This window comes from Ahniella affigens (assembly GCF_003015185.1).
GTDB classification, from domain to species: Bacteria; Pseudomonadota; Gammaproteobacteria; order Xanthomonadales; family Ahniellaceae; genus Ahniella; species Ahniella affigens.
In genome coordinates this window covers 1,648,101-1,674,748 of the sequence record NZ_CP027860.1, presented here as the reverse complement: position 1 = coordinate 1,674,748, position 26,648 = coordinate 1,648,101, and the positions used below count along the sequence as shown (strand labels likewise).

Below are 26,648 nucleotides of genomic sequence, written 5' to 3'. Positions count from 1 at the left end.
GCCGTGACTCAACCGCCGAAGCGGTCCCGCACCACGCCGAGCAGCTTGGCCGCAGCATCATCTTCGGTCAGAGAGCCCGACTCATTGCTGACGGTCACGACACTGCCGGTACCGTTGGCGTCCACATGCAGCGTACGTACGGTCTCGATTTCTTCAATCTTGTCTTTGCGGAACCAGCGTTTCTTTTCGGTGCGAGTAATCACCGCGACCTGCAAGGTCAGCTTGGCAGCGTTGGCGCTCTGAATCTTGCCGACCTCGGCAGCCTGCAGCGCCGATTTGATCTCATCGAACGCATCAGGCGGCGGCAGGTCGATCTTGACGCCGCCATCGACGCTACCAGCCAGCACTTCGATGCCACCGGGTGGCTGGGTGTTCAGCACTTCCCGGTTGAGATCGCCAGGCGGCACTTCCAGATCGTTGCGATGCGCTGGCGAATCGAGTTCCGGTGGTACCTCCAAAGCCCGACCAGCACCGGTCTCCAGGTAGCGCTGATGGCGCTCTTCATTTTTCAGCCAAGAGCAGCCAGAAATGGCGGTAAGGCTCAGGGCCAGGATCAGGCAGTGACGAATTCGGAGCATGTAGGACGATTCCCTTCTGGCACGCCACGATGGCGCGTCGATCAAAGCCGCGATCTTAGCAAGCCAAATGTTAAGGAAGACAGGGGCAGATCGGGCGAAACCGCCGACTCACGCCAACTCCGCCTCGACCCATGCCGCCAACACTGCAGCACGATAAGGCTCGGCCAGGCCCTGCAGCGGCAGGCGCAGCACGTTTTGGCAACGCTCTGCTGCGGCGAGCAAAAACTTGGCGGGAATGGGGTTCGATTCGATCCCCAACGCGTCGTAAAGCAAACGGAGTTGGTCATCGATGGCTTGGGCATCCGCAAACTCCTGTGCCAGCGCGTGTCGACACATCCGCGCAAACTGCTCCGGAACAACATTCGCAGCGACCGAAATGATGCCGCGGGCGCCCGCCTGCATGGCTCGCAAGCCGGTACCGTCGTCACCGCTCAGGACGTCGAATCCGTCTGCCTGCAGCGCCAACAGCGCCTGCATACGGTCAGGCTCGGCACGCGCTTCCTTGATGCCAACAATATTGTCGTGCGTACAGAGTTCGGCCACTGTTTCCGGCAACAAATCCGATCCGGTGCGCCCTGGCACGTTGTACAAAATGACCGGCAATGCGCTCGCGTCGGCCAACGCCACGTAGTGTGCCTTCAGACCCGCCTGCGTCGGCCGCACGTAATAGGGCGTGACCGCGAGGACTGCCTGATAGCCGGCCTGCTTGGCCACCGCGGCCGCCCGAATCGTTTTTTGGGTACTAGGGGACCCGACACCCGCGATCAACGGCAAGCGACCAGCATTGTGCTGCGCCGCCTGCTGCAGCAGCGCCTCATATTCGCCATCTTCAAGCAACGCCGCTTCGCCTGTGGAACCGGCAATGACCAAGCCGCTAGTGCCCGCCGACTGGTGCCAGTCGAGCAGGTTCTGAAGTGCGGGCACATCGAGCGCGCCCGATGCATCAAACGGTGTCACCAATGCACAAATACTGCCAGACCAACGCATGCCAGTTCCAATAATCAAATCGCGCGGCATGTTACTTGCGGCCCCCAGGGGTCACAAGTATTCTCAGGCACGAACGGGTATGAAACTTTGCACCATCCCGGAGAATCCACGGCCTGCCCGCGCAGCGCCTCAATTTCGCCCGGGACCGGCAGCATTTGCTGACGGTTGCGCCGTTTCATCACTGTCGGCGGGAGCGCCGCCAGCCAGCGTTTGTCAGCACGGTATCAAGGATTCCGTGTGGGCTTATTCCGACCAGGCAGAACCAGCAGGACAGTGATCACACGTGGCAAGACCGAACTCGAACGAAAACTATCTGCTGCTGAGTGCCACGGCCCCGCACCTTCGCTCGCCCTTGTTGGTTGTCACGCGTCGCATCGCCGATGCGGGCTGTCACATCGTCGAGTCGCGCCTGGCCAGCCTGGGCGAGGATGTTGTGCTGAACGTGCTGGTCGTGGGCTCTTGGGACGCCGTCGCAAAACTTGAGTCCGCCGCGAGCCGCATGGAGCGCGAGGACTCCCTCCGCATTCAGACGCAGCGCACCCAGGCCAAGCCAACCCAGAGCAATCTTCTGCCGTACTTGGTCGAAGTGGTGGCAGCCGACAAGCCCGGCATCCTGACCCAGATTGCAGAATTCTTCGCCGCGCGCGGTATTCAGATCGAAAGCCTCAGCTCCAGCCGCTACCGGGCCATGCAGACGGGTGCTGAGATGTTCCAGGCACAGCTGACCATTGGCATTCCAGGCAAGACGCATCTTGCTGGGCTGCGCGACGAATTCCTCGAGTTCTGCGATAGCATGAATCTCGACGCCATTCTCGACCCGGTGAAGTTTTAGTGCGGATCGATCCCGTACGCGCCCGATCCCAAACCGCCAGGCTTCTGGCTCGACTGCCAGCCCACCGCTTCCCTACCCTGCCGCGCCCCTTCTGTGGCCGGAGATGTGGGGCGTGCTCATTGTTCCTGACCGATTCCTCCCACGCCGGAGTCTTTGCCCATGATGACTGACCGCAAGCGGATCTACGTGCTCGACACCAATGTGCTGATGCACGACCCGACCAGTCTGTTCCGTTTTGAGGAACACGATGTCTTTTTGCCCATGACCGTTCTGGAGGAACTCGACAACGGCAAGAAAGGCTCATCCGAAGTCGCACGCAATGCCCGGCAAGTGAGCCGCTTCGTCAATGAACTCATTGAGTCGAATGGCGCTCAGAATATCGAGAAGGGCCTGAAGCTGATCCGACCCAAGGCGCTGCGACTCCGCAACGAAGCCAAGATCGGCCGCTTGTTGTTTCAAACCAACAATGACGCACCGACCAAGACCAAGCTGAAGCAGATGCCGGACAACCAGATCCTGGCGGCGAGCTTGGTGCTGCGCGAGAAAAATCCGAGCAAGGAAGTGGTCCTGGTGTCGAAAGACATCAACATGCGGATCAAGGCGTCCATCGTTGGCGTGCCGGCCGAAGATTACGAAAACGACCGGGCCCTGGACGATTTCAATCTGCTGTACACGGGGCACGCCGAACTGAGCCAGGAGTTCTGGAGCAAGCATGCCAAGGATCTGCGCTCCTGGTCGGAGCGCGGCCATTCGTTTTATGAAGTCAAACTGCGCAAGGACGAACAGTGGCATCCCCACCAGTTCCTGTATTTCAACGGCGAGGGTGATGACGACACCGTCATGCGCGTGCTGCGCATCAAGGACGGCGTTGTGACCTTGCAGGTGTTGGACGATTACAAGGGTGGCAGCCACTCGGTCTGGGGCATTCATGCCCGCAATCGCGAACAGAACTTTGCGTTGAACGCACTGATGGACCCCGATATCGATTTCGTCACGCTGCTCGGGACGGCGGGCACCGGCAAGACGTTGCTCGCGCTTGGCGCGGGGTTGACCCAGGTGCTCGACCAGCAGCGGTATCGCGAGATCATCATGACCCGTGCCACCGTGTCAGTTGGCGAGGACATCGGTTTTCTGCCGGGCACCGAAGAAGAGAAGATGACTCCCTGGATGGGAGCCCTGACCGACAATCTGGAAGTCCTCACCGAACCCAAGGAAGGCGGCTCGTGGGGCCGTGCAGCTACGAATGATCTCCTCGCGTCCCGAGTCAAGATCCGTTCGATGAACTTCATGCGAGGCCGAACCTTTCTCAGCCGCTACGTCATCATCGACGAGGCACAGAATCTCACCCCCAAGCAAATGAAGACACTGCTCACACGGGCTGGCCCCGGCACCAAAATGGTGTGCCTCGGCAATGTCGAACAAATCGATACGCCTTATCTGACCGAGACCACATCCGGACTCACCTATGCGGTCGATCGATTCAAAGACTGGCAACACAGTGCCCACATCACCCTGCGCCGAGGTGAGCGCTCGCGCCTGGCCGACTTCGCCTCCGAATCGCTGTAACCTGTGGACCAGGCGGCCGGCATTCAGCAAGACCCGCGCTGGTATTGGCGGGTCTTTGCAGGACTCGTGGGGTTGTGGTTTGTGCTCATCCTGCTGCCAATCATTCTGGCTGATCGACCGTTCAATGATGACGTCGTGCGGCAGGCCACCGGCTTCTATGGCTGGAATGCCAACGGCCGACACCTGAGCAATCTGTTGATGCGGGTGCTGGCTTTGGGCCAGTCCCGCCTGGTCGATCTGTCGCCCTTGCCACAGCTGATGGCATTGCCCATCCTCGCAGTAGGCAGCCTTTATTGGCTGCAACGGATTCGGATCCAATCTGTTGGTATGGCCATCTTGGTTGCATTACCGATTGGGGCACAACCCTTCTATCTGGAAAACTTGAGTTATCAGTTTGACGCCGGCTTCATGGCATTGGGTTGCACCGCAGCTTTGTTCGCCGCATCCCGATTCCGCCGCGATGCCGGCGGGATCGCGATCGCCGCGGTCGCACTGCTCGCTTGTTTCGGCCTATACCAGCCGGCCATCAACGTCTTTCTCGTCGCGTTCCTGCTGGTGTTGGTCAGAGCGCGCTTGGACGGCGAGGTGATGCACGTCATCGTGCGCGATCTTCTTGGCGCCGTCGCGCTGGCCGGTGCCATCGGAATGTTGCATCGAACCTTGACCGCACATTCGGTGTCAGCCTGGGTCGGCGAGCACAGCCAACTGCTGCCGTTCCATGACTTGCTATCGGGCCTGATTGCCAATAGCAGCGCATTCATCGGTTTTGCAGCGGCATCGTTTCATGCCCGCACGCTGTTGCTTTGGGCTCTGTTCGCTGCACTGGGCGCCATGCCCTGGTGGCAGTTTCGTCGCACGCAGCCATCCGCCACCAGCCTTTACGCGGCAATGTTCTGGCTGATTCTGCCGATTGCCATGCTGCTCGCGAGCGTCGGACCCATGCTGCTGCTCCGTGACCCCGTGATTCTGCCTCGGGTGCTGCTCGCCACGGGCATGTTGATTGCGGGGTTCCTCGCCGTTGGTGCCTTCGCGATCGAGCGGTCTGCCCAAACCACGTCGTCGGTAGCAACCGCTCTGCGCCGTACCTGGTTCGCCGCGACGGGCCTATTCATGCTCATTGCGACGACCCATGCTTACGCTTACGGCAATGCGCTGCAAGCTCAAAAGCAGCTGGAGCACCGAATCGTATCGTCGCTGCGCGACGACCTGTGGCAGTTGCAACAAGATGCGGGGATCACCGCTGTGCGGCTCGACGGCTCCATGACGCAATCCGCGACGACCCAACGAATTGGCCAGAGCTTTCCGTTTATCGGTCGCATGATCTGGCCCTATCTCCACCACAGTGACGACTTCAGTGTGGCCTTCCTGAGTCAACACCTCCCGGAATCGCTCCGACTCGTGCCGCGCACCGAAACGCCCGGCTGGTCTACGACCGAATGCCCGAGCGTTGTGGTCCGGCGCGCCGATTATCGTATTCGCATTTTCGAACACACCGCCATCGTGGAACTGATTGCTGATGCATCGTGGCACTGCAGCCACGATGGGCCGGCGAGCTGAAGCGTCCGCGGCAGGGCTGCGTTTTGGTCAGCCCTGCAACACCCGGAGACACGTCACAACCAAGCGACCGCACGCCGGGACGTTCAGGCCCGCGGTCGTGCGCCGGCCAGAACGCTCATGCCCAGCAATCCGATCAGGATCAACAGCACCCAACGCCCCGCGGCATCCAGGCTGGGAATGCGTATCGCACCGGCACCTTGACCGACCGCATCCTCGTCCTGAATGGTGCCGACCCCTTGCGTGTCATTGATCGTTGCATTCACCGGATTGCTGAGATCCAACGTGAACGTCTCGTCCGCCTCATTCAGCAGGTCGCCAAACACCGATACATTGACCGTCTGACTCAACGTACCCGGCGCAAAGTTGATGGTCGTCATCGGCACTGCGGCGAAGTCGGCACCGGAACTCGCACTGATCGGTGTGCTGGCCACATTCACCGAAATCACCTGACTGCTGGGGTTCGTCAGCGCGACGACAAAGGCAAATGTACTGGTCCCGCTATTGCCCTCAGCCTGCGTGAGATCGCTGATCGAAATGCCGGGGAGCGGGTCATCGTTCTGCAGGGTCCCGATCCCGCTGGCATCGGCGATACCGGCGTTGACCGGGTTTGCGAGCACGAGACTCATCGTCTCGTTGAGCTCAAACCGGTCGTCGCCATTGACCGTTACCTGCACCGTCGCGACACCATCACCATCGGCAAATGCCAAAGTCGTGACCGGCAGGCTGACGTAGTCGTTATCCACCACCGTCGCCGTGCCATCCAGACTGCTGACTTGTACGGACGCAACGCCCACCGTCTGATCACGGCTCACCGTAAACGTCAGCAACGTCGTTCCGGCATTACCCTCCACGACGCTTGCGTCCGAGATGCTGAAATTGCCGCCGGCTGCGTCATCGTTCAAGATCGTCCCGAGGCCTTGTGCATCCAGAATACTGGCGTTGCTCGGCGCACTGAGTGTCACCTGGAAGGTCTCGTCTGCCTCGTCGACCAGATCACCATTGACCAAAACGGACGCCGTCTCCTGCACATCACCCGGCGCGAAACTCAGCATCGTCGCGGGAAGCGCTTGGTAGTCCGTGCCGGCGGTTGCCGAACCAGCGACTGACTGAACGGTAACACTGATCACTTGGCTGCTCGGATTCGATAAAATCACATCGAACGTGAACGCCGCAGACCCGGCCGCCCCCTCAGGTTGGCTCACATCGCTGATACTGAGGCTCGGCTGCGCATCATCGTTGCTGATTGTACCCACGGCATTGCCATCACCAATGGCGCCGTTCACCGGATTGCTCAGCGTCACCCCCAACAACTCGTCGCTCTCAAATGTGACGTCACCGTTGACCGTCACCAACAACGTTTCGGTAGCGTCGCCATCGACAAAGTTCAGGACTTGGGCGGCTACCGGCAGATAGTCGTTACCGGCGGCGGTGGCCGATCCATCGGCCGTGCTGCCCGTGACTGACGCGGCACCCGTGGCATTGCTGCGGGTCACCACAAAACTCAACTGTACCGTCCCGGCGTTTCCTTCCACCACGCTCGCATCCGCGATGCTGAACAGCGCGCTGGCACCGTCATCATTCTGAATCGTGCCCTGCCCTTGGGCATCCGCAATGGTGGCATTGCTAGCCGCAGTGAGGTTGACGAAAAATGTCTCAGTCGGCTCATCGGTCACGTCGCCGCTGACATCAACTGCAATGATCTCGCTCACGTCACCCGGAACGAAACTGACCATCGTTGCCGGCAGGATCGTGTAGTCACTGCCAGCCGTGGCCGACCCGTTGGCGCTCGCAGCCATCACCGTCACCGGCTGACTGCTTGGATTGGACAACGAGACCGTGAATTGAAACGCGGTGGTTCCCGCGTTACCTTCGACAAGACTCACGTCGCTGATGCTGATACTAGGCGCTGCATCGTCATTGCCGATCGTGCCCACGCCGGTACCATCATTGATCGCAGCATTGACCGGGTTGGTCAGGATCACGCTCAATACTTCGTCGGCCTCAAACTGAAGGTCGCCATTGATCGTCACGGACACGGTTTCGCTGGCATCGCCGTCGGCAAAGCTGAGGGTCGTCAGTGCCAGCGCCAGATAATCCGCATCCGCCAATGTGGCCGTCCCGTCGGCACTTTGCACCTGGACTGACGCCGCACCCGTCGATTGCGTCCGGCTGACCGTAAACGTCAACAGCTGGGTGCCGGCATTGCCTTCCTGCACACTCACATCATCGATATTGAACTCGGCACCAGCGGCATCATCGTTCTGGATCGTGCCGATACCCTGTGCGTCCAGCACGCTGGCATTGTTTGGGCCGGTGAGGTCGACACTGAACGTCTCGTTCGGTTCGTTCGTCACATCGCCACTGACTTGCACCAGGACCGTTTCCGACACGTCGCCGGGCACGAACGTCAGCACGGTCAAGGGCAGGCTGGCGTAGTCACTACCTGCATTCGCGCTACTGTCGTTAGTTTGCGCCGACACACTGACGGTTTGAGCGCTCGGATTCGACAACGTCACGGCAAACGCGAACGCCGTATTGCCCGCATTCCCCTCAACCTGGCTCACATCGCTGATCGACACCATGGGCTGACTATCATCGTTCTGAATCGTCCCAATGCCCGTGGCGTCAACGATGCTGCCGCCAACCGGATTGCTGATCGTGACGTTGACCGTTTCGTCGGCCTCAAAGCGCGTATCACCGTTGATCGTCAGCGCGACTGGCGCTGAGGTTTGGCCATCGGCGAAGTTCACCGTGGTCGCTGCCAACGCTTGATAGTCATTGTCGGCGAGCGTTGCGGTCCCATCGCTGCTGGTGACCATGACCGATGCCGCGCCGCTCCCGGTTGTACGCGTGATCGTGAAGCTCAGACTGCTGGTACCGACGTTGCTTTCCATGGCACTCGCGTCACTGATCGAAAAGCCCGCGTCATCGTTGGCAATGGTCCCAAGCGCCTGCGGATCGAGAATGCTGGCATTGGTCGCAGCACTCAGATTCAACAAGAACGTTTCGTCCGGCTCCTCGGCTGAATCGCCATTGACCAGCACGTTAACCGGTTTGCTCGTTTCACCCGCTGCAAAGTTGACGACTGTGGCCGGCAACACCTGATAGTCAACGCCTGCTGTGGCGCTGCCAACACTGCTCGCCGCTGTCACCGAAACCGGCTTCGAACTGGCTGCCGACAGCGTGATTGTGAACTGAAAGTTGCTCGTGCCGACATTGCCCTCGGCGACTGTCACGTCAGCAATCGACAGACTGGGAATTGGATCGTTGTCGGTAATCGTCAACACCGCCGTCGATGGCGCCGCAAGGGTCGCACCACCGGTTGGACTGCTGAGCGTCAAATTGACCGTTTCGTCGTCCTCGTCCAGCCCGTCGTCGACAATACTGATGGCAAACGTTTGATCAGCACTATCCTGATCCATCCAACTCAGCGTGCTGGTCACAGCCGAATAATCCGATCCCGCGTTCGCACTACCATTGCTGCTCGCATAGCTTACGCCCACCGGGCCATCGGCACCGCCGACACGTTGAACGGTGATCGTCGCGTTGCCGACTCCTTCCGCCACGGTGTAAGAGGCCAGCGAGAACCGCAGCTGCCCGGGATTCGGCACCAGCGCGATGTTCGAGAACTCCGATGTGTTGTTGCTTGCCGAGTTCGGCACTGGCGGCGCGTCGTTGAGCGGTGGCACATCCGCCAGGAACAGATCCGTTGCGGTCATGACCAAGTTGCTGCCACGCGTGTCGGTGGCGGTCGCCGGACTGATACTGGCGGAACAAAGCCCCGCGACGCACCCAGCTCCGGTCGGCCGGCCACTTGCGTCGGTGCTGATCGTCTGCTCGTTCAAAAACGTCATACCGTCGTCCGCCAGTTGGAACGATTCGATTCGATAGCTGCCATTCGGCCGCGTCTTGATCGTCCACTGTGCCGCGGTCGCGCCACTACCGACGTTGTAACTCGGGCCAGCAGTGCACAACGGGTCCGGTGTGCCCGCGCCTGTGCAGAGAATCGGCGCGTTTTGCGCGAAGTTGCCGTAAGCCTGGTTGGGATCCACGTCCGGGGTATCGTCAACGGCGTCGACACCGTTGGGGGTCTGATCGAGATCAATACCCAGACCAGCAATGCCGTCTGCGGCATTCTGGTCGTTCGCATAAATCTGATTGCGTTGAAACAGGTTCGACCATCCGCTGTCGCTTTCCGAACCATTGTCGAACACTTTGATGCCATGGCGGCCGTTCGCGGCGATCACATTGTCTTCGAACTCGCCCGTGCCCCCAACCTTGACCGAGCTCGCGTCAACGATGTAGACCCCATCACCGCGGTTGCCAAAGCCGAAAATACCAAGGCCTGTTGGATCCGATGCGCCGATGAAATTGCCTTGCACCCGCACGTTGCTGACGTCGCCACCGCGGATCAGAATGCCGTGCCGCTCATTCGCGAGAATCAAATTCGCCTCGAACACCTCGCTGCCGCCGATCTGGTTATTGCTCGTCGTAACGACAATGCCATTGCCCTTGTTGCCGTATTCCAACGCACCAAGTGGCGTGCCGCCCGCTGGGAACGTCCCGAGGCCAATGATGTTGGCGTAGACGCGCACGCCCGCAGCCGTGCCAGTAATCACAATGCCGCCCGACACGTCGCCATTAACCGCGTCCAGCGACCCGCCACCATTGTCACTGCGGTTGTCTGAAACGGTATTCGCCGGACCGACGAACAGGCTAAAACCAGTTGGGTTGTCAGCGCCCACCCCGTTCCGGTCCGGCTTGGTGTCGAGAAACATCCCGACATCGCCATTGCCGACATCCGTCCCAGGGGCACTACCCAAGCCAACCAGATTGCCGAAGACGAAGTTCGGCACCAGCACATCACCGCTGATGACGATGCCATCGTCGCTGCTGTCCTCGTTCTGACCACTGACGATGTTGCCCGGGCCAATCACGTTGCCATAAGCGCCACCAGACATGCGTATGCCGGCACCATTCCCACTGCCGCGACCATTGGGCAATGCCAACAGACCCGCCTGATTGAGCCCGACAATGTTGGCGTTGACCTGCACATTGACGGTGCTGGGCGTAAAGAGGTCGATGCCATCGCCTTTGTTGCCGCTGATCAGGTTGCTCGAAATGAACGTCGGATTGGCGATCACCGTCAGTGCTGCCTGCAACGCCGTTACAAACGCTGCGATCTCGCCCAAGTTGTTCGGTGGGTCGTTGATCAGCGCACTGACGTTCGGGAACGAATTCGGCTGTGCCGCGGTACCACTTAGCGAAATGCCATGGCCGTCGTTGGCATCGTTGTTCAGATCCGATGCGGCACCCGCAGCATTCGTCCCAATGCGATTACCCGTAATCGTGTAGCCGTGCCCAGACAGCGTAATGCCGTTGCCGCTGCAGTTTCGTATCACCAGATTCTGGATCGTCGAGCCGCGTGCACCTTTGCTGTTGGCGGCCGTACTGGTTTCGGCCAGATTGAAACAGCCCGTATTGTTCGCGTTGATCTCGACCCGGTTCCCACTTGCGGCATTGTTCGTGGTGCCGTTGATCGTGACCGGCGCGGTCAGGTTATCGAGACCGTTCGTCAGGGTGATCAGCGTGATCGAGTTCTGGAACGTGATGTTGTGCGGGCCCGTTTGGTCATTGGCCTCCTGGATCGCTGCCCGCAGGGTGCACTGTTGGCCGCCCGTTGCCAAGTCCACGTCGCAGACATTGTCGTCGCCGCCCGGCGCGGACGCATCAGCGTCCGACTGCGAACCGGTGCTGTTGACCAGAAAATTCGCAGCCCAAACCTCTTGCGTGACCCATAAGCCACAAAGCAGACCCAGTCTGCCGATCCACCGACCCATAATGCGCTCCAGAACTCAGGCGGCATGCCCGTACGGTTCTCGAAACGACTGAGCTTAAGAAAACGAACTGCTTTTCGGGCTTCAATCACCCAGACTGTGATGCACTCAGCATTCTATGGCAGCGCAGAATGGCTTCGGCGCTGCGCGCCACATCCGCCTCCGACGTGGCCCAGTTCGAAACCGAGATGCGCATTGCCGCCAGCCCGTGCCAAACGGTCCCGCCGAGCCAACACGTGCCCTCCTGCTGGACAGCCGCAATGACGGCGCGCGTCCGCGCATCATCCTGGTCAAACCGCACCAGAACCTGATTCAGCACGACGTCATTCAAGATATCGACCCCAGGCGATTCAGCGAGCACGCCGGCAAACTGCCGGGCCCGCGCGCAGCTCCGCTCGATCAATGCGGCCACACCCGAGCGACCGAGACTCGCCAATGTGGCGTAAACCGGCACACTGCGGGCGCGCCGCGAGAACTCCGGGCCCCAATCCGTCGGGTCCCGCTCCTTGCCCGCCGTTTGCACCAGATAGGCAGCCGTAGACATCATGGCCGCGCGATGATCATTGGCGTGACGAACGATCGCAACACCGCAGTCGTAAGGCACATTCAGCCACTTGTGCGCATCGGTCGACCAGGAGTCGGCGAGTTCTATGCCGCGCGACAAATGTCGCAACTCCGGATTGGCCTGCGCCCAGAGACCAAACGCGCCATCGACATGCAACCAGGCGCCCTTTGCGTTGGTCAGCGCGGCAATCTCGGCTAGGGGATCAAACGAACCGGTGTTCACGTTGCCGGCTTGGGCACAGACGATGATCGGGCCGGACAGTGTTTCCAGCATTGCGGCCAGTGCATCGGGTTGCATACGGCCTTGCGCGTCGGCGGCGACGCGATGCACGTGGCGCGTACCAAAGCCGAGGTAGCGCAATGCGATATCGATCGTCACATGCGACTCCGCCGACGTCACCACATGAATTCGCGGGCTGCCCGCCAAGCCTTCTGTTTCGACGTCCACACCGATTCGCCGCAATACGCCGTGACGCGCGGCGGCCAAACACGTGAAGTTGGCCATCTGGCAACCGGTGACAAAACCGACGCCTGCATCATTGGGCAGCCCAAACAAATCCAACAACCAGCCGGCCGCGACTTCCTCGATGACCGACACCATCGGCGAAATCGCATAGATGCCGGCGTTCTGATCCCATGTCGATACCAGCCAGTCGGCCGCCAACGAAACGGGATACGCACCACCGATGACAAATCCGAAATAGCGTGGCGAATTGCAGGCTACGTTGCCCCAATGCGCGGTGTCGGCCAATTGCCGCACGATTTGCTCCGGCGCCGCACCACTTGTTGCCAAGGAACCGCCCAATACCGACAGCAAGCGCTCGCGATCTGCCTGGTGCCGAACTGGCCGATCTGGCACCTGCTGCAAGTAGAGCCGGGCCTCCTCTGACGCCAGCGCGATCATGGCGTCGAAGTCAGCCTGCTGAAACCATTGATGTGCCATGGGCATTCTCCAGAATGCCGTACAGATTACTGGAGACCGCATAAGATCGTCAGGTGCCGATCGTGGCTTTTCAGGTCAAGCCAACCAACAAGGCGTTAGGCCTTCAGGCCCGAACCAATCTTGCGACAGAACCGTTTCGCTTTTTGTAGGATGGCCTTCAGGCCGGAACCAAACTTGCGGCATCACCGTTTCGCTTCTTGTAGGAGGGCCTTCAGGCCCGAACCAATCTTGCGGCATCACCGTTTCGCTTTTTGTAGGAGGGCCTTCAGGCCCGAACCAATCTTGCGGCATCACCGTTCGCGGCTGAAGCCGCTCCTACAAAAACCGCCGCCTCGAACGATTCTTGGGGCAAAGCCACCTAATGTTTGTAGGAGGGCCATCAGGCCCGAACCGATCTCGCCGCAAGCCATTTTCGCGGCTGAAGCCGCTCCCAAAACACCAAAGAACAAAGGAGCCCGAAGGCTCCCTGTTCTTAAACGACTCGATTACACCAATTACTCAACCGCGCTTTCGCAACCAGCTGTCGATTGCCGGTGGCACTTCACGCTGGGCACGACCGGACACATAGATCCCGATATGGCCACCCTTGAACGACAGCTCGGTGTAATCCTTCGTGCCGACAATGCCTTTCAGGGCCTTCGACGCCGTCGGCGGCACCAAGTGATCTTGCTCGGCAAAGATGTTCAACACGGGCATGCTGACGCGGCGGGTATCAATGGCTTTGCCGCCAATCGACAAACCACCCTTGAGCAGCTTGTTGCCTTGATAGAAGTCCTTCAGGAACTGACGGAACGCATCGCCCGCCTGGTCTGGCGAATCAAAGATCCACTTCTCCATGCGCAGAAAGTTCTCGAGCTCGGCCTTGTTGTCGAGGATGTCGGTCAGGCCAACATACTTCTGTTGCAACAAACGGAAGGGCTTCAAGGTCAGATAGCACCAGTTCATCAAATCCGCTGGCACATTGCCGAGCGTATCGACGAACAAGTCGATATCCATATCCTGAACCCAATGGCTCAGCATATTGTCCGGTGTTTGGAAGTCGACCGGCGTCACCATGGTGATCAGGTTCTTGACGGTTTCCGGATACAGGCTCGCATAACAGATCGAGAACGCGCCGCCCTGGCAGATGCCCAGGATATTGATCGACGGCAGACCGTGGCGCTTGCACACGGCCTGCACACAACGACGAATGTAACCGTTGATGTAATCGTCCAAGGTCAGGAAACGATCCGACTGATCCGGGTAGCCCCAGTCGATCAGATACACATCATGGCCCGCTGCCAGCAGGTTCTTGACGATCGAACGGTCATCCTGCAAGTCGACCATGTACGGCCGATTGACCAGCGCATAAACGATCAGCAACGGCACCTTTTCAGTCGTTTTGTGCGCGGACTTGAAGCGATACAACCGCAGTTTGTCTTCGCGATAGACCTCTTCCTTGTCGCTGGCACCGTAGTGCACATCGCGAACTTCTTTCAGCGACTGCATCCCTTTGGCCAGCTTCTCGCCAAACTTGCTGAGCTCTTCGGTGACGCGCTCTGGATTCAATTGCACGGGATTGATCATGATTCAGGCCTCCTTCAAGCCAAACGGCGACGCGCTTTGCTCGCGTCGCTCTTGGCACTGGACTTGCCGACCGCCTTCTTGGCAGCGGCAGGCTTGGATGACTTCTTGGCTGGAACTGGCGACGCAGCCGGCGCAACGACCAACGCGCTGCCCAAGCCTGCGGCCTCAAGCCGATCCTCAAGAGCTCGCATCTGCCGACGCATCTCCGCCATACGCTGATGAACCGAGTTCAGCTCCGAACGAGTCGGCATGCCAAACTGGCCGCCGATTCGCTCCACTTCGTCCTGAATCAACTTGCGCACGCGCATTTGCCGATTGACGAGTTCGCCATAGGCCGCACGAAAGTCGCTGCTGAGCGCGACGTCGGCATAGGCATCTTCTTGAGCATCGACCCACAGGTCGTACAGCGCACGCAGACTCTCTACTTGCTGCTTGCCCTTGGCCAGATCACCAAGCTTTTTCGCGAGCCGTGTGTTCGCGTCCTGACTCGCCTTCAGCATCAACGCGTTATAGGCCGCCAGCGACTCCTGATACTCCATCCAGCCTTTCGCCAGCGCCTGCTGCCACACTTGGCGCTCGCGCGTGAACCCGAATGCCGGCAAGCCGAGCAGCGACTTGACCTCGCCACTCAAGTGATCAACTGGGTTGCTCAAGCCCGTAAAAAAGTGCTCAAAGCCTTTGGCGTCACTCGATGCCATGGATTTGAACAGATTGGTCAGCGGATTGTTCGCCTCAAACATGGGGCCTGCTGCCGCCTTGATCGCGTCCAGCCAATCGTCAATCGATTTCGGCACCGCATGACGGCCAGCGATTTGGCCTGAGAAGCGATCCACCCATTCGAGAAACTGCTTGCTGCCCGACAGGAAGCGTTCGGTTGCCGCCCCGACGTCTTCGCCCAATTTGCCGCCAAACAGATCGTTGAGTCCGGACGATTTGCCCGAGAATACGTGCCCGCCTTTTTCGGCGAACTCGGTCGCACCCGACATCAGCGCATTCCACCACTGCTCATGCAGTGCTTGCCAGTCTTTCATCATGTCCGGACCCATCGTCCACTCCTTTTGCTGCAATGCATCAAACGTTTGTTTTGGTGCCCTGAAAAGCAGAAAAGCGAGCCCAGGGCTCGCTTTGCACCCGAAGGATACCAAGAACAGCCGGCCAGCGCCACGGCCAAACCAATTAGCGCAACCATGTTGCCTTGGCTCCAAATGCTTCCAAATCCGTTTCAAGCCATTTGCGGGACACGACCCCAGCCATCGCAATCAACGCGAATCCACGTGCATCTGCCGCAGGTGGATGATATTGCCCTCCGGGTCACACACATTGCGAACCCGCATGCCTGGCCCCGGCCAAATCGGGCCGAGCACCAGACCACCAAGTTCAATACAGGCACTTTCGGCAGCGTTGAGGTCGGCAATCGTGAAGAACGGTTTGGTGGCTTGTTCATCGCGCGGCACCGGCGGGACGCTGACCACGATCGATTCTGCATACTGGGCAGGAATCGCATGAATGATCAATTGCGTATCTGCATTGGCCAAAACCTCATGCTCGTCGTCAGCATGCAAGAGCCGGGCGCCGAGCAGCCCCTGATAAAATCGCGACACGACGCTTGGGTTCTTGGCATAGATCAACGTACCAGCGCGAGCGGGCGTTGCCATTGGTGCTGACCTCTTGTCTGGGCGTGGCCGTTTGATTCAGCGCGGGCGCTGGATCGCATATCGAAGTTCGACCATACCACTTCGATATGCCTGAACCTCCAAAAGATGCAGCCTGATATCAGCCTCGATACCAGCAAAGAATGGCAATCCGCGACCAATCAACACGGGCGCAATACTGATACTGACTTCGTCGGCCAATCCGAGCCGTAGCATTTCCGCGGCCAACATTGGACCACCGGCGACCCAGATGGACTGGAATCTGGGGCGTAGCGCGTCCGTCACAAGCGCAGTCAGGGATCCCGAGTGGCGATGAACATTTGCCCGATTGATTGGGAGAGCGCGCTGACTCACCACATAGACTGGCTTGTCGCCATAGACCCAACCAAGCCCGGATTGTTCGAATTGCAATGCCGTCTCGTAGGTTCTTGCGCCCATGACGTAGCAGTCGATGTTGTCCAAAAACGCCGCGATGAGCTCCTGAGTCAATTCGCGGCCTTCCGGAAACGCATCTTCCGTCTCCAGCCAATCGACCTGCCCGTCTGGCCTTGTCACAAACCCGTCCAGGCTGGCAGCCATATGAATCCGCACGCGACTGGTCCTCTCTGTCATGGCCCGCTCCCTGCAGCCTTGGGTAAGGCCGATTGGATGATTTCGACAAAATCTGGTTCCACTCGCAAGTCGTTACCGACCCCCCCGAACACAGCATCAACATCCTGGCTGACATCAAGGACCAGCAAACCTTGATCATCGATCTCAACCACCGGATAAGTGCGGCCGACGCAATGAGCAACGACACGTCGGGACGCTTCAGGCAACTGCTCGAACCAAGGAGGCAACCTGGGAATTCTGACTTGGGAGCCGACGCCTATCATGAGGTGAAGCCTTTGAGCGACCGAAGGTTCTTAAATGCTATCGCACCAGCCCCCGTGCCTCCCTTTTCCGTCGATTCAGATTGGCGGTTTGAGCGTCTCCCTGATTCTCAGCACGGTTACAGTTCCCAATCAATCGACTGAAATGACGGACGCCCTGCCATTGGTCATGATCTGGTGTCGATTCTCCGGAACATCGATTGCTATAGGCTAACCAGGTTCGGTAGGAGCTCGCTCGGTCACTCAGTCGCTGCGATCACCGATTGGATTCGGTAGTCCGAGCATCTCAGCGTTTTCCAAGTCTTCCATTGTCGCTTCAAATGAGGGTAATTGAATGTCCCGACGTACCAACTGCAATCATATCGTTCAGATTGCTTTGCTGCTGCTGGCATGTGGCAGCACTTTGGCAGCCAGCCCGGTCACGCCAATGACCCCCGACAATTTCGACACCTACGAACATGAGCTGCCAAGCGCAGACTATGTCCGGCGCGAGGCCATGGTGCCAATGCGCGACGGTGTGAAGTTGTTTACCGTCGTGGTCATGAAAAAGGGCACCCTAAAAGCCCCCATGCTGCTGTCGCGAACCCCATACAACGCCAGTTCGGCAACTGGTCGGAACAAAAGTCAGCGCATCGTCGACATCCTCGAAATCATGGACGCGGCGTTTGTCGAGGATGGCTACATCCGGGTCTATCAAGACATCCGCGGCATGCACAAGTCAGAGGGCGACTGGGTGCTGAACCGTCCGCTATCCGGACCTTTGAACAAGACCGGTATTGACGAGTCGACCGATGCGTTCGACACCATTGACTGGCTGGTCAAGAATGTCCCCGAGGCCAATGGCAACGTCGGCGTCATCGGGTCGAGTTACTTGGGTTTCACCGCACTGATGACCCTGATTGATCCGCATCCGGCGCTCAAGGCCGTCATCGCGCAAAGCCCGATGGTGGATGGTTGGATGGGCGACGACTGGTTCCATTACGGCGCTTTCCGTGTCAACTCGCTCGGCTTTCCGCTAAGCCAAGGATTCAAGAAAGGCGATGGCGGCGGCGAGTTCCCACTTGGCGCGGGCGATGACTACACGCGGTATTTGGAAGCCGGATCAGTGGCCGACTTCGTTAATCTGGTCGGGGCTTCAGACGTTCCGGGAATCCGCAAATTCCTGGAGAACCCTGCCTACACGGAATTCTGGTCACTGCAAGCCGTCGACCAATGGCTGGCAGCCAGACCACACACGGTTCCCACCATGTTAGTCGTTGGCCAATGGGACCAGGAGGACAGCTATGGTGCCGCAGCGGTCTATCGGGCACTGGAGCCGAAGGACACCAACAACGACAAGTTGTCCCTGGTCATTGGGCCATGGCGACACTCCGGATTCAACCACTATGGCTACGATCTGGGCGCGCTGACGTTCACCGGCGACACCGCCAGAGAATGGCGAATCAAATACGCGAAGCCATTCTTCGACCATTGGTTGCGCGGAGGACCAAACCCGAACACACCACCGGTGCTGACCTACGCAACGGGAATCAACGAATGGCAGACGTCGACGCATTGGCCGGTCGGAACGTCAAAGCCGATCTACCTCGCTGCCGATGGGTTGGCCACGTTCACCAAGCCTGAAAAGGTGGGAAACACGACCTACATGAGTGACCCCGCAAAGCCGGTTCCGTTCCTGCCCCGCCCGATCGACATGGGCAACCCGATGCAATGGAAGCCTTGGCTGGTGCAGGACCAACGCTTTGTCAGCGGACGACCCGACGTGGCCGATTGGAAGACGGCGCCATTGGACGAAGCGGTGCATATTAAAGGCGCGCCTGAAATCGAACTCTTCGCGTCCACCAGCGGCACCGACAGCGACTGGGTCGTCAAGTTGATCGATGTGTACCCGAACGATATCCCGGAAGATGCGTCGCAAGGCGCAAAGCCGAGCATGGCTGGCTATGAACTGCCCATTGGCATCGAAATCTTTCGGGGCCGCTATCACAAGGACTTCGCCAAACCGAGCGCGCTCAAGCCTGGCAAAGTCGAGCGGTATTCGTTCAAGCTACCCAATGTCGACCACGTGTTCCGGCCCGGACACCGCATCATGATTCAGGTGCAGTCCACTCTGTTCCCACTGTACGACCGGAATCCGCAGACGTTTGTCGACAACATCATGTACGCGAAGAAGGTCGACTATCAGCAAGCCACGCAGAAAATCTGGTTTGGTGGCGATCAGGCCAGTGCTATCGTGTTGCCAATTGCTGACTGAGCAAATTTAGACAAGAGACTAAGGCGACGTCCACTCGATTTCGGTGCAAACGGATCCGGTGAACGTCGCGACAATCATTTTGCCGCTGATCACGTTGGATGACGACAGCCAACGTCGATGGATGCCGGGCGTCAGAACACAACGTTGCCGCTGTCTAGAACATTGGTGTCCACGCCCGGCGCCAGCAACCATTCAAACACGGCATTCAGGTCAGCAATCATGGATTCGGCCGAGATCACCTGTCCGCTTTCCAAGGTCATTGACTCCGTGCTGTGGGCGTTACCAACGAGGGTCAGATTGAAGCCACGATCGACCGCTGCATACGCGGTCGCACGAATGCACCAGTTAGTCGCGGCGCCAGCAAGCACCAAGCGCGTCACGCCGAGTGCCCGCAAGTGAGATTCGAGTTTCGTCTCGGCAAATGCGGAGTTGAATCGCTTCCGAATCACCAACTCCGACGCATTCGGCACGAATTCCGGCGCCAATTGCCACGCAGCGGATCCGGTCTTCAGATCCGAATCGTTCTCATGCTGAACCCAAATGATTGGCACATCGGCCGTCCGGGCGGCTGCGACCAACTGTTCTACCGCCTGGATGACGCGCTTCGACTCCCAAACGGTTGCGAGCACACCGACCTGGGCGTCCACAACGACCAAGGCAGACCTCTCGGTGGTTTTGGGAGGCTGAGGCACTTCCGCATACAACGCGGGCGCCACGAATGTCGACAAGCCCAAACACAACCATTCACGACGCGTCAATTTGGCCATCAGCACACCCCATGCAAAAACGCGAACGCGATTGCCACCATGATGTTCCGGTCACGACAACCAGCCAGCACCAACGACGAGAACCATCGTTGGCGCCTCGTCACTTCAGGCGACTCAGCGCGGCGAAGGCGGCCGATACAGCGCACAGAGTTTGTTGCCGTCCGGATCGCGAACATACGCCAAATAGAGTGAGCCAACAGCGGCCTCTCGGAGCCCAGGCGGATCTTCGATCGCCGTGCCACCGTTTGCGACCGCCACCTCATGAAACTGATGCACTTGCTCTGGCGACACGCACTTGAATCCAATCGTGCCGCCATTGCCAAAGCCAGCCGGTTCGCCGTTGATGGGCTCGGTTACGCAAAACGTCGTGCCATCATGACGATAGAACAAGCGCCAATGCCCCGTCTTGGATTGATTGCGAACCGCTTCGCCTGCCCCCACAACGGCCAGGACCGCATCGTAGAACCGCTTCGAGCGCTCAATATCGTTGCTACCAACCATCACATGACTAAACACTGACTTGCTCCTCTTGGGGGACCGGGTCAGTCGGCCCTTGAGCGTACAGTGTGCGCACGCTCAAGCGGTAAGTCAATGCGAGCTATCGGAGCCGCAGATAATAAACCCGCAGCGCGGTCCGACGATTCAGCGGCATGCGCTGTGGTTGCAGCGCATACCGAACAACGTCGGCGTTCCTTCAAATCACCGATCAGACGCCCTTGCAGAAACGGCGCACGCTCACGGTGAAGTAGCCACCAGCGTAGTAGTTTCCAGTCACTTGCACATAATTGGTGGGCGTTCCGCCCAGCAATGTGCAGGTATCACCAGCGTCTGCCACTGCGAGTTGGTACGCGTCGTTGTAGGACGATGCGTATCCCGTCCCGTAGGTGTACGTTGCTGCGAGAGCTGGTGCTGCGGCAAAGGCGCTGCAAGCGATGATTGAAGCAAATGCTGTTTTAAAGGATTTCATGGATCACTCCGGTTAGTTCGTTTGATGCAGTTCGTATCGACTGCGGCGACTTTCTAACATGACTTTTCAAAGTTCATAGCCGCATTGCGCATTGAAATATCGCCATATCGAAAGTTGATCGAATTGGTGCGCAGATTACGACTTAGGAGGTCCCTCAACTTGTCCATGGACTCATTTTAGATACGAGCCTTGGCAGATGGGTCAGGTACGCGCGTCGATCAGTCCAACATTATTCGACAGGCTGTTACAGCCGCGACCACACTTGCCGGAGTCCGATTGCATGAATCAGCCCCGCTCCGAGGCAAATGGCCGAACTCACCAGCCAGAACACCATGCTGTTGCCAGGGAAGTACGGCATGATTATCACGAACCCCAATCCCCGACCGATGTAGATCGCGGACACTAGGCACAACACAATTCTGACGAACGGCAACCGGCGCATCGCGCCCGCGCCGGACCAAGCGTATGACGCCCAAACTAACAATACGGATGCGATCACCAGGGCCATCACCGTTGGATACCAATGCCCGGCCTCAGCCAGTCTAGCCAGTCGCTCGCCCGCACCGAGAAACTGATACCACGGGGCCCCGAACACGATGCAACCTAGGAAGCCTCTGAACAAGTTCAGAGGCGATGCGGGCCATGGATGGCCCGCCCAGAATCCAGCACGCAAGTGCTTGATTCTGGGGCACCGAGTCCGGACATGTGCCGGACTCGGTGTGGGTCTGAAAGTCCAGGATGGACTTATTCAGACCCTCCCTAGGTGTAACAACGCAGCCGCAACATTGAACAGCGCGGCCAATTGGAGGAGCCCATTGCGAAAGCCGGGCGTCATGGTGGCGACCGCCCAAACAAGCGCACGCCACCGAGTCGCCACGCGCAACACAGCGGCAACGGATTGGCCATGAACCTTCTGCGCGAATCAGCCACCGCTCAGTGCCTGCACGATCGCCACGTGATCACCCGGTTGCAACGCCTCGCTCAGTGAGAACGTCTGCCGGCCATTGACGAATACGCGAATATGGCGCCTCAGGCAGCGCTGCTCATCCAGCATCCGAAATCGAATGCCGGGGAACTGCCGATCGAGATCGGCGAGCAAAGCCTCCAGATCGTGACCTTGAGCCGTGACTTCCGTGGCCCCTGTGTACGATTGCAATGGACTGGGAATCCCAACCCGAATGCCACTCATTGCACGAACGCCTCAACCGCATAGATCTCGGGTAGATGTCGGGCGATCAACGACCATTTCGCGCCCCCGTCTCGGCTGCCCCAAAGTTCGCCGCTCGTCGTACCAAAATAGATGCCGACCTTTGCATGCGTGTCAGCTGACATCGCCTGTCGCTTGACTGTCCACCAGGCTTGCCCAGTGGGCAACCCGGCATCCTGCCGAATCCATCGTCGCCCGCCATCTACGGTGCAGTAAACTGCCGGCTGTCCGTTTGGCGACACCCGCGGCCAGACATCCGAGCCATCCATCGGAAACACCCACGCGGTCTGATCGTTGTGCGGACTGAGCACAATAGGGAAGCCAATATCTCCGACACGCTTCGGCATCTTCTTGCCGATACGATGCCAGCGCCCTTCTGACCGGTCCATGCGATAGATGCCGCAGTGGTTCTGCTGATACAGGCGGTCCGGATTGGTTGGGCACATTTGAATGCAATGCGGATCGTGGAACGACGGATCACTTGGGTCGAATCCGCCGACCACTTCCAGTCCGTCGAGCAACGGTTTGAACGTGCGGCCACGATCCCACGATTCGTGTACACCGCCACCCGACATGCCAATGTACAAATGCTTCGGATCGCGTGGGTCAATCAGAATCGAGTGCAGCATGGGCCCGTTCGGCGTACCGTCCTGGGCCGTTCCAAACCATCGCCGATAATCAGGATCATCATGAATCGTCGATGCCTCTGACCAACTGTCACCCGCGTCGTCGCTGCGAAACAACCCTTGCGGCGACGTCCCCGCATACCACACCCCGGGCTCATTGCGATGCGCGGGCATCAGCCAGAATGTGTGTGAGACCGTCCGCCCGCTGCCATCGTCACGCGTTGCGAATGCAGGTGGTCGGGAAACCTCTTTGAACGTCCGGCCACCGTTCGTCGAGCGAAACATGGTTGGTCCGAGATGGCCGGTTCGAGCGGCAATCAAGACGATGCGGGGGTCGCGTGGATCTTGCAGCACATGGTGCGCAATGTGCCCTAAGTAGTAAGGCCCCTTTTGCTGCCAGGATTTTCTGGCCGAATCGGACTCGAACAAAAAAGCGCCCTTGCGCGTGGCGACCCACAATCGGGTGCTACTTGCCCCCTTCTGATCACGCATTACGAATTCCTCCAATTCCGAATGTATGAAGTCGTGCGGACAAAATCAGCATCATCGGCAACACCCGCTTGCGTGCACCAAAACACCGGCGGCACGCATTGGGAATGCGGAAGCGGAGTATGCGCTTGGATCGAGCTTCCCGCTACTGCGTCGTTCCCATTCGGTCCAGTCCAACCAGCTCCGGAATCAGCATGCAGCGAGTCCGCAGCGCGCCGAGAGTCGTCATGCGTATCGACGATCCCAGGGGCCGCCGAGCCGGTTCAGCGCCTCGCAAAATCACCCGTGACCTGACTCAACCCCTTCACTGCTCAACTGATCAATGAGCGCGATGACGTCCGTCCCGAACAGCAATCGATCGCGTTACGAGCACCGTGAACTGTGCGCCAATCCATCACGCAACAAGTTGGTCAACACGTCGATATGCACGTCCTTCAACGCGCGAAACTTGACGCAATAGCCGGTGACGTTGGCCTTTCCAATTGTCCCCGAATACTTGCCCGGCAAGTAGCGGCGATCGTCGATTCCCATGACATAGACAGACAACCCGGTGGCGTTCGCGCTGATTCCGATCTGATAGAACGGTTTGACAGTCCCATCGGCGTATGCCTTTTGGTAGGCGCCAAATCCGATATTCGGGTTCGACACCACTTTCCCGCTTGCGTCCAAGCCGTCGAAAAACCAACGCTGCCCGCCGGGCAGCAATTCCGAAACAAGCGCATAGAGCGCACGAAGGTCGGTTTGCTTCGGCTCCGGTACGGAGGCCAGGTACTGCTCAATCTGATCGGAGAGACTCATCGCATCGGCGCCAGGATTCCATTTACCTCATACGCTTTTCGGTGCCGACACTTGCGCGCCCGGCCCAACACTACACGGCAGTTCAATCAACCCAGAGCAAGGACTTTTCTCAATCTGAGTGGGCAAGTTTCAAGCCACCCGTTCCGTCGGGCAACCAGACCTCGGCTTGCTCGGAGCTCGCGTTGAAGAATCCAACGCCGTGCTTTTCTGCCAGCGCGAACATGGTCTCGTATGCCTGCTCGGCCTTAGACCAGGGAAACGCCGCGTAAATGACTGAACGCCCGATGCTGTAATCGGTGCCTGCAGCCTCGGTATCCGCTGAATCGTTTGCTGCGAACGGGCCGTTCAGCGCCGGAAACGACTTGATCATGTCCATGAACCAGGCGCGGAGCGCCGGCGTCGACACATCAGGATTGTCATATGAGTGATCTTCTTCCCACTCTGACTGCTCGTCATACCAATCCAAAAATGCGGCTCGTTTTTTCGGCGCAGCACTTGGCGCAAACACCATCAAGTCGTAGCTCATTCCGTTCGCTCTCGTCCAGATCGCGCAACCCGTCCTGTTCCCAGAATATCAGCCATCGGGGCGCGACGACCATACTGATCAAGAGCAAGTCCCTCACCCGATGGCCTTCTCCCGGAGTCGCGAATGAGCACTGCCCCCTCGTTCATCAAACACGCAAGAATTCGTTGACGTGTGCAGTGAAAACAGGTGTTGGTGGTACCAATCCTGATCGCAAGTAACCCACTCCCCAACCCCCTGCGCTCGCGGGAGAGGGAGCCGGCTCCCTCTCCCACGCGAGTGGGAGAGGGCTGGGGAGAGGGCTACTTGCCACACTGCGCCGTCGTATGACCCGCGCATGCTGACCAGACGTGTGATTCGCAGCTAATTGGACCGAAACGCTATCGCTCGCCAAGATACCGATTGGGAACATTTGGCAGCGCCGGAACCACTCTGCCCGCCGCACGAAGCAGCAACTTGATGTTCGCGTAGGTATCGAGCTCGGTCCGGTGCATCTGCGGCAGCAACCCAAGTTGCGCGTAAGAAATGGGCGTGACGTCCAAGCAAGTGGTTTCCCAATCAAACCCCTGTCCCCATGTGATTCCGGGAAGCAAGATGGTGGGGCTCGCGCCCGCATCGAGCAACAGACGCATGACGGGCAAGGAGCGGTTGCCGTTGGCATTGACCGTGTGGAACAGCGGCGTGTGACCGTTCAGCCCAAACGCGTCCACTGCGGCGCTGTCATCGACATTCACACCAAGCTCCAGAAGCCTTTGCGCAACTTTCAGATGGCCGTACTCCGCTGCAACGTGCAGGAGCGTCGCGCCGATGAGCGGCGTGAACGCGCATCGCATCGACGTTCGATGTGCCAACAGGCTCGGATCACGCGCGACCGCGGCATCCAGAGCAATCGGATCATCGAGCAAGATCGCCTCGATCTTTGGGTCATCCAGAATCGCACCGCGCTCCAACAGCAACCGCAAGCACTCAGGAAAGCGGTCTGATCGGAAGTACATCTCGATCAGATAGTTGATCGGCGCTTTGCCATCGATCACCACGGAAAGATCGAATCCGGCATCCAGAATTGCACGGATGCGCGCCACGGAGTGGGTCTCGAATGCAACAAGCAAATCACTGAAATGAGGTGTCATAGAATGCCTGAGCGTTGCGTTCAGTGCTTCGTCTATTGCAGCCGTCTCACCCGTGAGCCAAGCTCCGTGGGCCCGTTACGCCCCGTGTGCTATGCGCCCACGCGCGTCGCCATCGACCACGAGCAATGGTCGCCGTTCAAACATAGCATCGAAACGTGTGGAGCGCGCGCCTTCTAACGACCGGCGCGGCGAGACGAACTGGCGGGTGCATTCACATCAACCGCGGAAAATGCGAGGTCTCCGCACCCATCATCAAGCACCCCGATAAGGAGGGTCTGAATAAGTCCATCCTCGACTTTCAGACCCGCATTGAGTCCGGCACATGTCCGAACTCAATGCCCAGAATCAAGCACTTGCGTGCTCGATTCTGCGCGGGCCATCCCTGGCCCGCATCGCCTCTGAACTTGTTCAGAGGCTCCATAACCGACGTGCGCCCGATCAGCCCCGGCTTGATGTTTCAGCCAGAAGTGTCGCTTGAGTATTGGATCGATCGGCGCGTCGCGCGAACCGACTCAACAGCGACGACGCACCCAAAACCGCCAAGGAACCTGACAGCGCGAGGACACTGTGCAAGTAAGACGGCGCGAGGCGGTCAGGGTGAATCGGCTCGCCCGGTACAATTTGACCGGATAAAAGCAAGTACAGGTCGACACCTGTCAATGCGGTACCGACCGCCCCGGCAACGAGCAGCCAGATCGCAATGATCCTGATTACAACCCAGAGAATTGGCATTCGATTGCCTGTTAGGTATTGGTGAGGCGTTTGCTGATGGGAGTATCTGATGCACTCGGGAGTTGGGTCAATGTCCCGCGCATTGTGTCCGACCATGCCGAAGGCTGCCCGACGCAAGAAGCAAGGGACGGCTCCTCGGACCGCTGTTACCGGCTCCCGCGGCGGGCCCCCGTGCATCACCGCGACCGAGTCACGGCCGTC

The 26,648-nt window shown here is 58.9% G+C and carries 21 protein-coding genes; 4 read left to right on the top strand and 17 right to left on the bottom strand.

Going from position 1 to position 26,648, the window contains the following annotated elements:
- Positions 1-8: 8 nt before the first annotated feature.
- Both C7S18_RS06495 and dapA read right to left on the bottom strand, forming a co-directional pair.
- Positions 9-578, bottom strand: coding sequence for a hypothetical protein (locus C7S18_RS06495; RefSeq protein ID WP_106890793.1), 570 nt, complete (start codon positions 576-578; stop codon positions 9-11).
- A 108-nt stretch (positions 579-686) separates the two neighbouring features.
- A complete protein-coding gene (gene dapA / locus C7S18_RS06490) occupies positions 687-1,565 on the bottom strand; it encodes a 4-hydroxy-tetrahydrodipicolinate synthase (RefSeq protein WP_106893940.1) in 879 nt (292 codons plus the stop codon).
- 283 nt (positions 1,566-1,848) lie between these two features.
- Here dapA and C7S18_RS06485 point away from each other — a divergent pair, with 283 nt between their 5' ends.
- The 3 genes from C7S18_RS06485 (at position 1,849) to C7S18_RS06475 (ending at position 5,520) form a co-directional block, all read left to right on the top strand.
- On the top strand, positions 1,849-2,397 hold the full coding sequence (locus C7S18_RS06485) for a glycine cleavage system transcriptional repressor (RefSeq protein WP_106890792.1): 549 nt from the start codon (positions 1,849-1,851) through the stop codon (positions 2,395-2,397).
- 162 nt (positions 2,398-2,559) lie between these two features.
- A complete protein-coding gene (locus C7S18_RS06480; protein WP_106893939.1) occupies positions 2,560-3,963 on the top strand; it encodes a PhoH family protein in 1,404 nt (467 codons plus the stop codon).
- Between the two features lie 3 nt (positions 3,964-3,966).
- Entirely contained in the window at positions 3,967-5,520 is a 1,554-nt protein-coding gene (locus tag C7S18_RS06475) for a glucosyltransferase domain-containing protein (RefSeq protein ID WP_106890791.1), read from the top strand.
- Between the two features lie 83 nt (positions 5,521-5,603).
- Here the strand turns inward: C7S18_RS06475 and C7S18_RS06470 are convergent, their stop codons facing one another.
- The 6 genes from C7S18_RS06470 to C7S18_RS06445 all read right to left on the bottom strand — a co-directional run bounded on the left by C7S18_RS06470 (position 5,604) and on the right by C7S18_RS06445 (position 16,694).
- Entirely contained in the window at positions 5,604-11,360 is a 5,757-nt protein-coding gene (locus tag C7S18_RS06470; RefSeq protein ID WP_106890790.1) for a Calx-beta domain-containing protein, read from the bottom strand.
- 85 nt (positions 11,361-11,445) lie between these two features.
- Positions 11,446-12,864: a pyridoxal phosphate-dependent decarboxylase family protein gene (locus C7S18_RS06465; RefSeq protein WP_206207988.1), complete on the bottom strand. Its 1,419-nt coding sequence runs from the start codon at positions 12,862-12,864 to the stop codon at positions 11,446-11,448.
- 498 nt (positions 12,865-13,362) lie between these two features.
- Positions 13,363-14,430: a class III poly(R)-hydroxyalkanoic acid synthase subunit PhaC gene (locus C7S18_RS06460; RefSeq protein WP_106890789.1), complete on the bottom strand. Its 1,068-nt coding sequence runs from the start codon at positions 14,428-14,430 to the stop codon at positions 13,363-13,365.
- 14 nt (positions 14,431-14,444) lie between these two features.
- Positions 14,445-15,476 carry a poly(R)-hydroxyalkanoic acid synthase subunit PhaE gene (locus tag C7S18_RS06455; RefSeq protein WP_106890788.1) on the bottom strand — a complete coding sequence of 344 codons (1,032 nt, stop codon included), beginning with the start codon at positions 15,474-15,476 and terminating at the stop codon, positions 14,445-14,447.
- Between the two features lie 213 nt (positions 15,477-15,689).
- A complete protein-coding gene (locus C7S18_RS06450; RefSeq protein ID WP_106890787.1) occupies positions 15,690-16,085 on the bottom strand; it encodes a VOC family protein in 396 nt (131 codons plus the stop codon).
- A 36-nt stretch (positions 16,086-16,121) separates the two neighbouring features.
- Positions 16,122-16,694 (bottom strand): dihydrofolate reductase family protein, encoded by a 573-nt coding sequence (locus C7S18_RS06445; protein WP_106890786.1) that lies wholly within the window; start codon positions 16,692-16,694, stop codon positions 16,122-16,124.
- Between the two features lie 594 nt (positions 16,695-17,288).
- Between C7S18_RS06445 and C7S18_RS06435 the strand changes: the two genes are divergently transcribed.
- Complete coding sequence (locus tag C7S18_RS06435) at positions 17,289-19,208, top strand: CocE/NonD family hydrolase (RefSeq protein WP_106890784.1); 1,920 nt, start codon at positions 17,289-17,291, stop codon at positions 19,206-19,208.
- A gap of 131 nt (positions 19,209-19,339) precedes the next feature.
- Here the strand turns inward: C7S18_RS06435 and C7S18_RS06430 are convergent, their stop codons facing one another.
- From C7S18_RS06430 to C7S18_RS06390, 9 genes are all read right to left on the bottom strand, one after another.
- Positions 19,340-19,975: an isochorismatase family protein gene (locus tag C7S18_RS06430; RefSeq protein ID WP_106890783.1), complete on the bottom strand. Its 636-nt coding sequence runs from the start codon at positions 19,973-19,975 to the stop codon at positions 19,340-19,342.
- A gap of 114 nt (positions 19,976-20,089) precedes the next feature.
- Positions 20,090-20,491, bottom strand: a complete 402-nt coding sequence (locus C7S18_RS06425; protein ID WP_106890782.1) for a VOC family protein — start codon at positions 20,489-20,491, stop codon at positions 20,090-20,092.
- A 190-nt stretch (positions 20,492-20,681) separates the two neighbouring features.
- Complete coding sequence (locus C7S18_RS06420; protein ID WP_106890781.1) at positions 20,682-20,942, bottom strand: hypothetical protein; 261 nt, start codon at positions 20,940-20,942, stop codon at positions 20,682-20,684.
- A 244-nt stretch (positions 20,943-21,186) separates the two neighbouring features.
- The gene (locus tag C7S18_RS06415) at positions 21,187-21,537 is read right to left on the bottom strand and encodes a hypothetical protein (RefSeq protein WP_106890780.1); all 351 of its coding nucleotides are present in this window, start codon (positions 21,535-21,537) and stop codon (positions 21,187-21,189) included.
- 327 nt (positions 21,538-21,864) lie between these two features.
- Positions 21,865-22,131 carry a MoaD/ThiS family protein gene (locus C7S18_RS06410; RefSeq protein WP_206207987.1) on the bottom strand — a complete coding sequence of 89 codons (267 nt, stop codon included), beginning with the start codon at positions 22,129-22,131 and terminating at the stop codon, positions 21,865-21,867.
- Entirely contained in the window at positions 22,128-23,267 is a 1,140-nt protein-coding gene (locus C7S18_RS06405) for a beta propeller repeat protein (protein WP_106890779.1), read from the bottom strand. Before C7S18_RS06405 ends, C7S18_RS06410 begins: the two co-directional genes overlap by 4 nt.
- A 360-nt stretch (positions 23,268-23,627) precedes the next feature.
- Positions 23,628-24,062: a hypothetical protein gene (locus C7S18_RS06400; protein WP_106890778.1), complete on the bottom strand. Its 435-nt coding sequence runs from the start codon at positions 24,060-24,062 to the stop codon at positions 23,628-23,630.
- 109 nt (positions 24,063-24,171) lie between these two features.
- Positions 24,172-24,588, bottom strand: coding sequence for a hypothetical protein (locus C7S18_RS06395; RefSeq protein ID WP_106890777.1), 417 nt, complete (start codon positions 24,586-24,588; stop codon positions 24,172-24,174).
- Positions 24,589-24,965: 377 nt separating this feature from the next.
- Positions 24,966-25,667 (bottom strand): ankyrin repeat domain-containing protein, encoded by a 702-nt coding sequence (locus C7S18_RS06390; RefSeq protein ID WP_170113148.1) that lies wholly within the window; start codon positions 25,665-25,667, stop codon positions 24,966-24,968.
- Between the last annotated feature and the right edge of the window lie 981 nt (positions 25,668-26,648).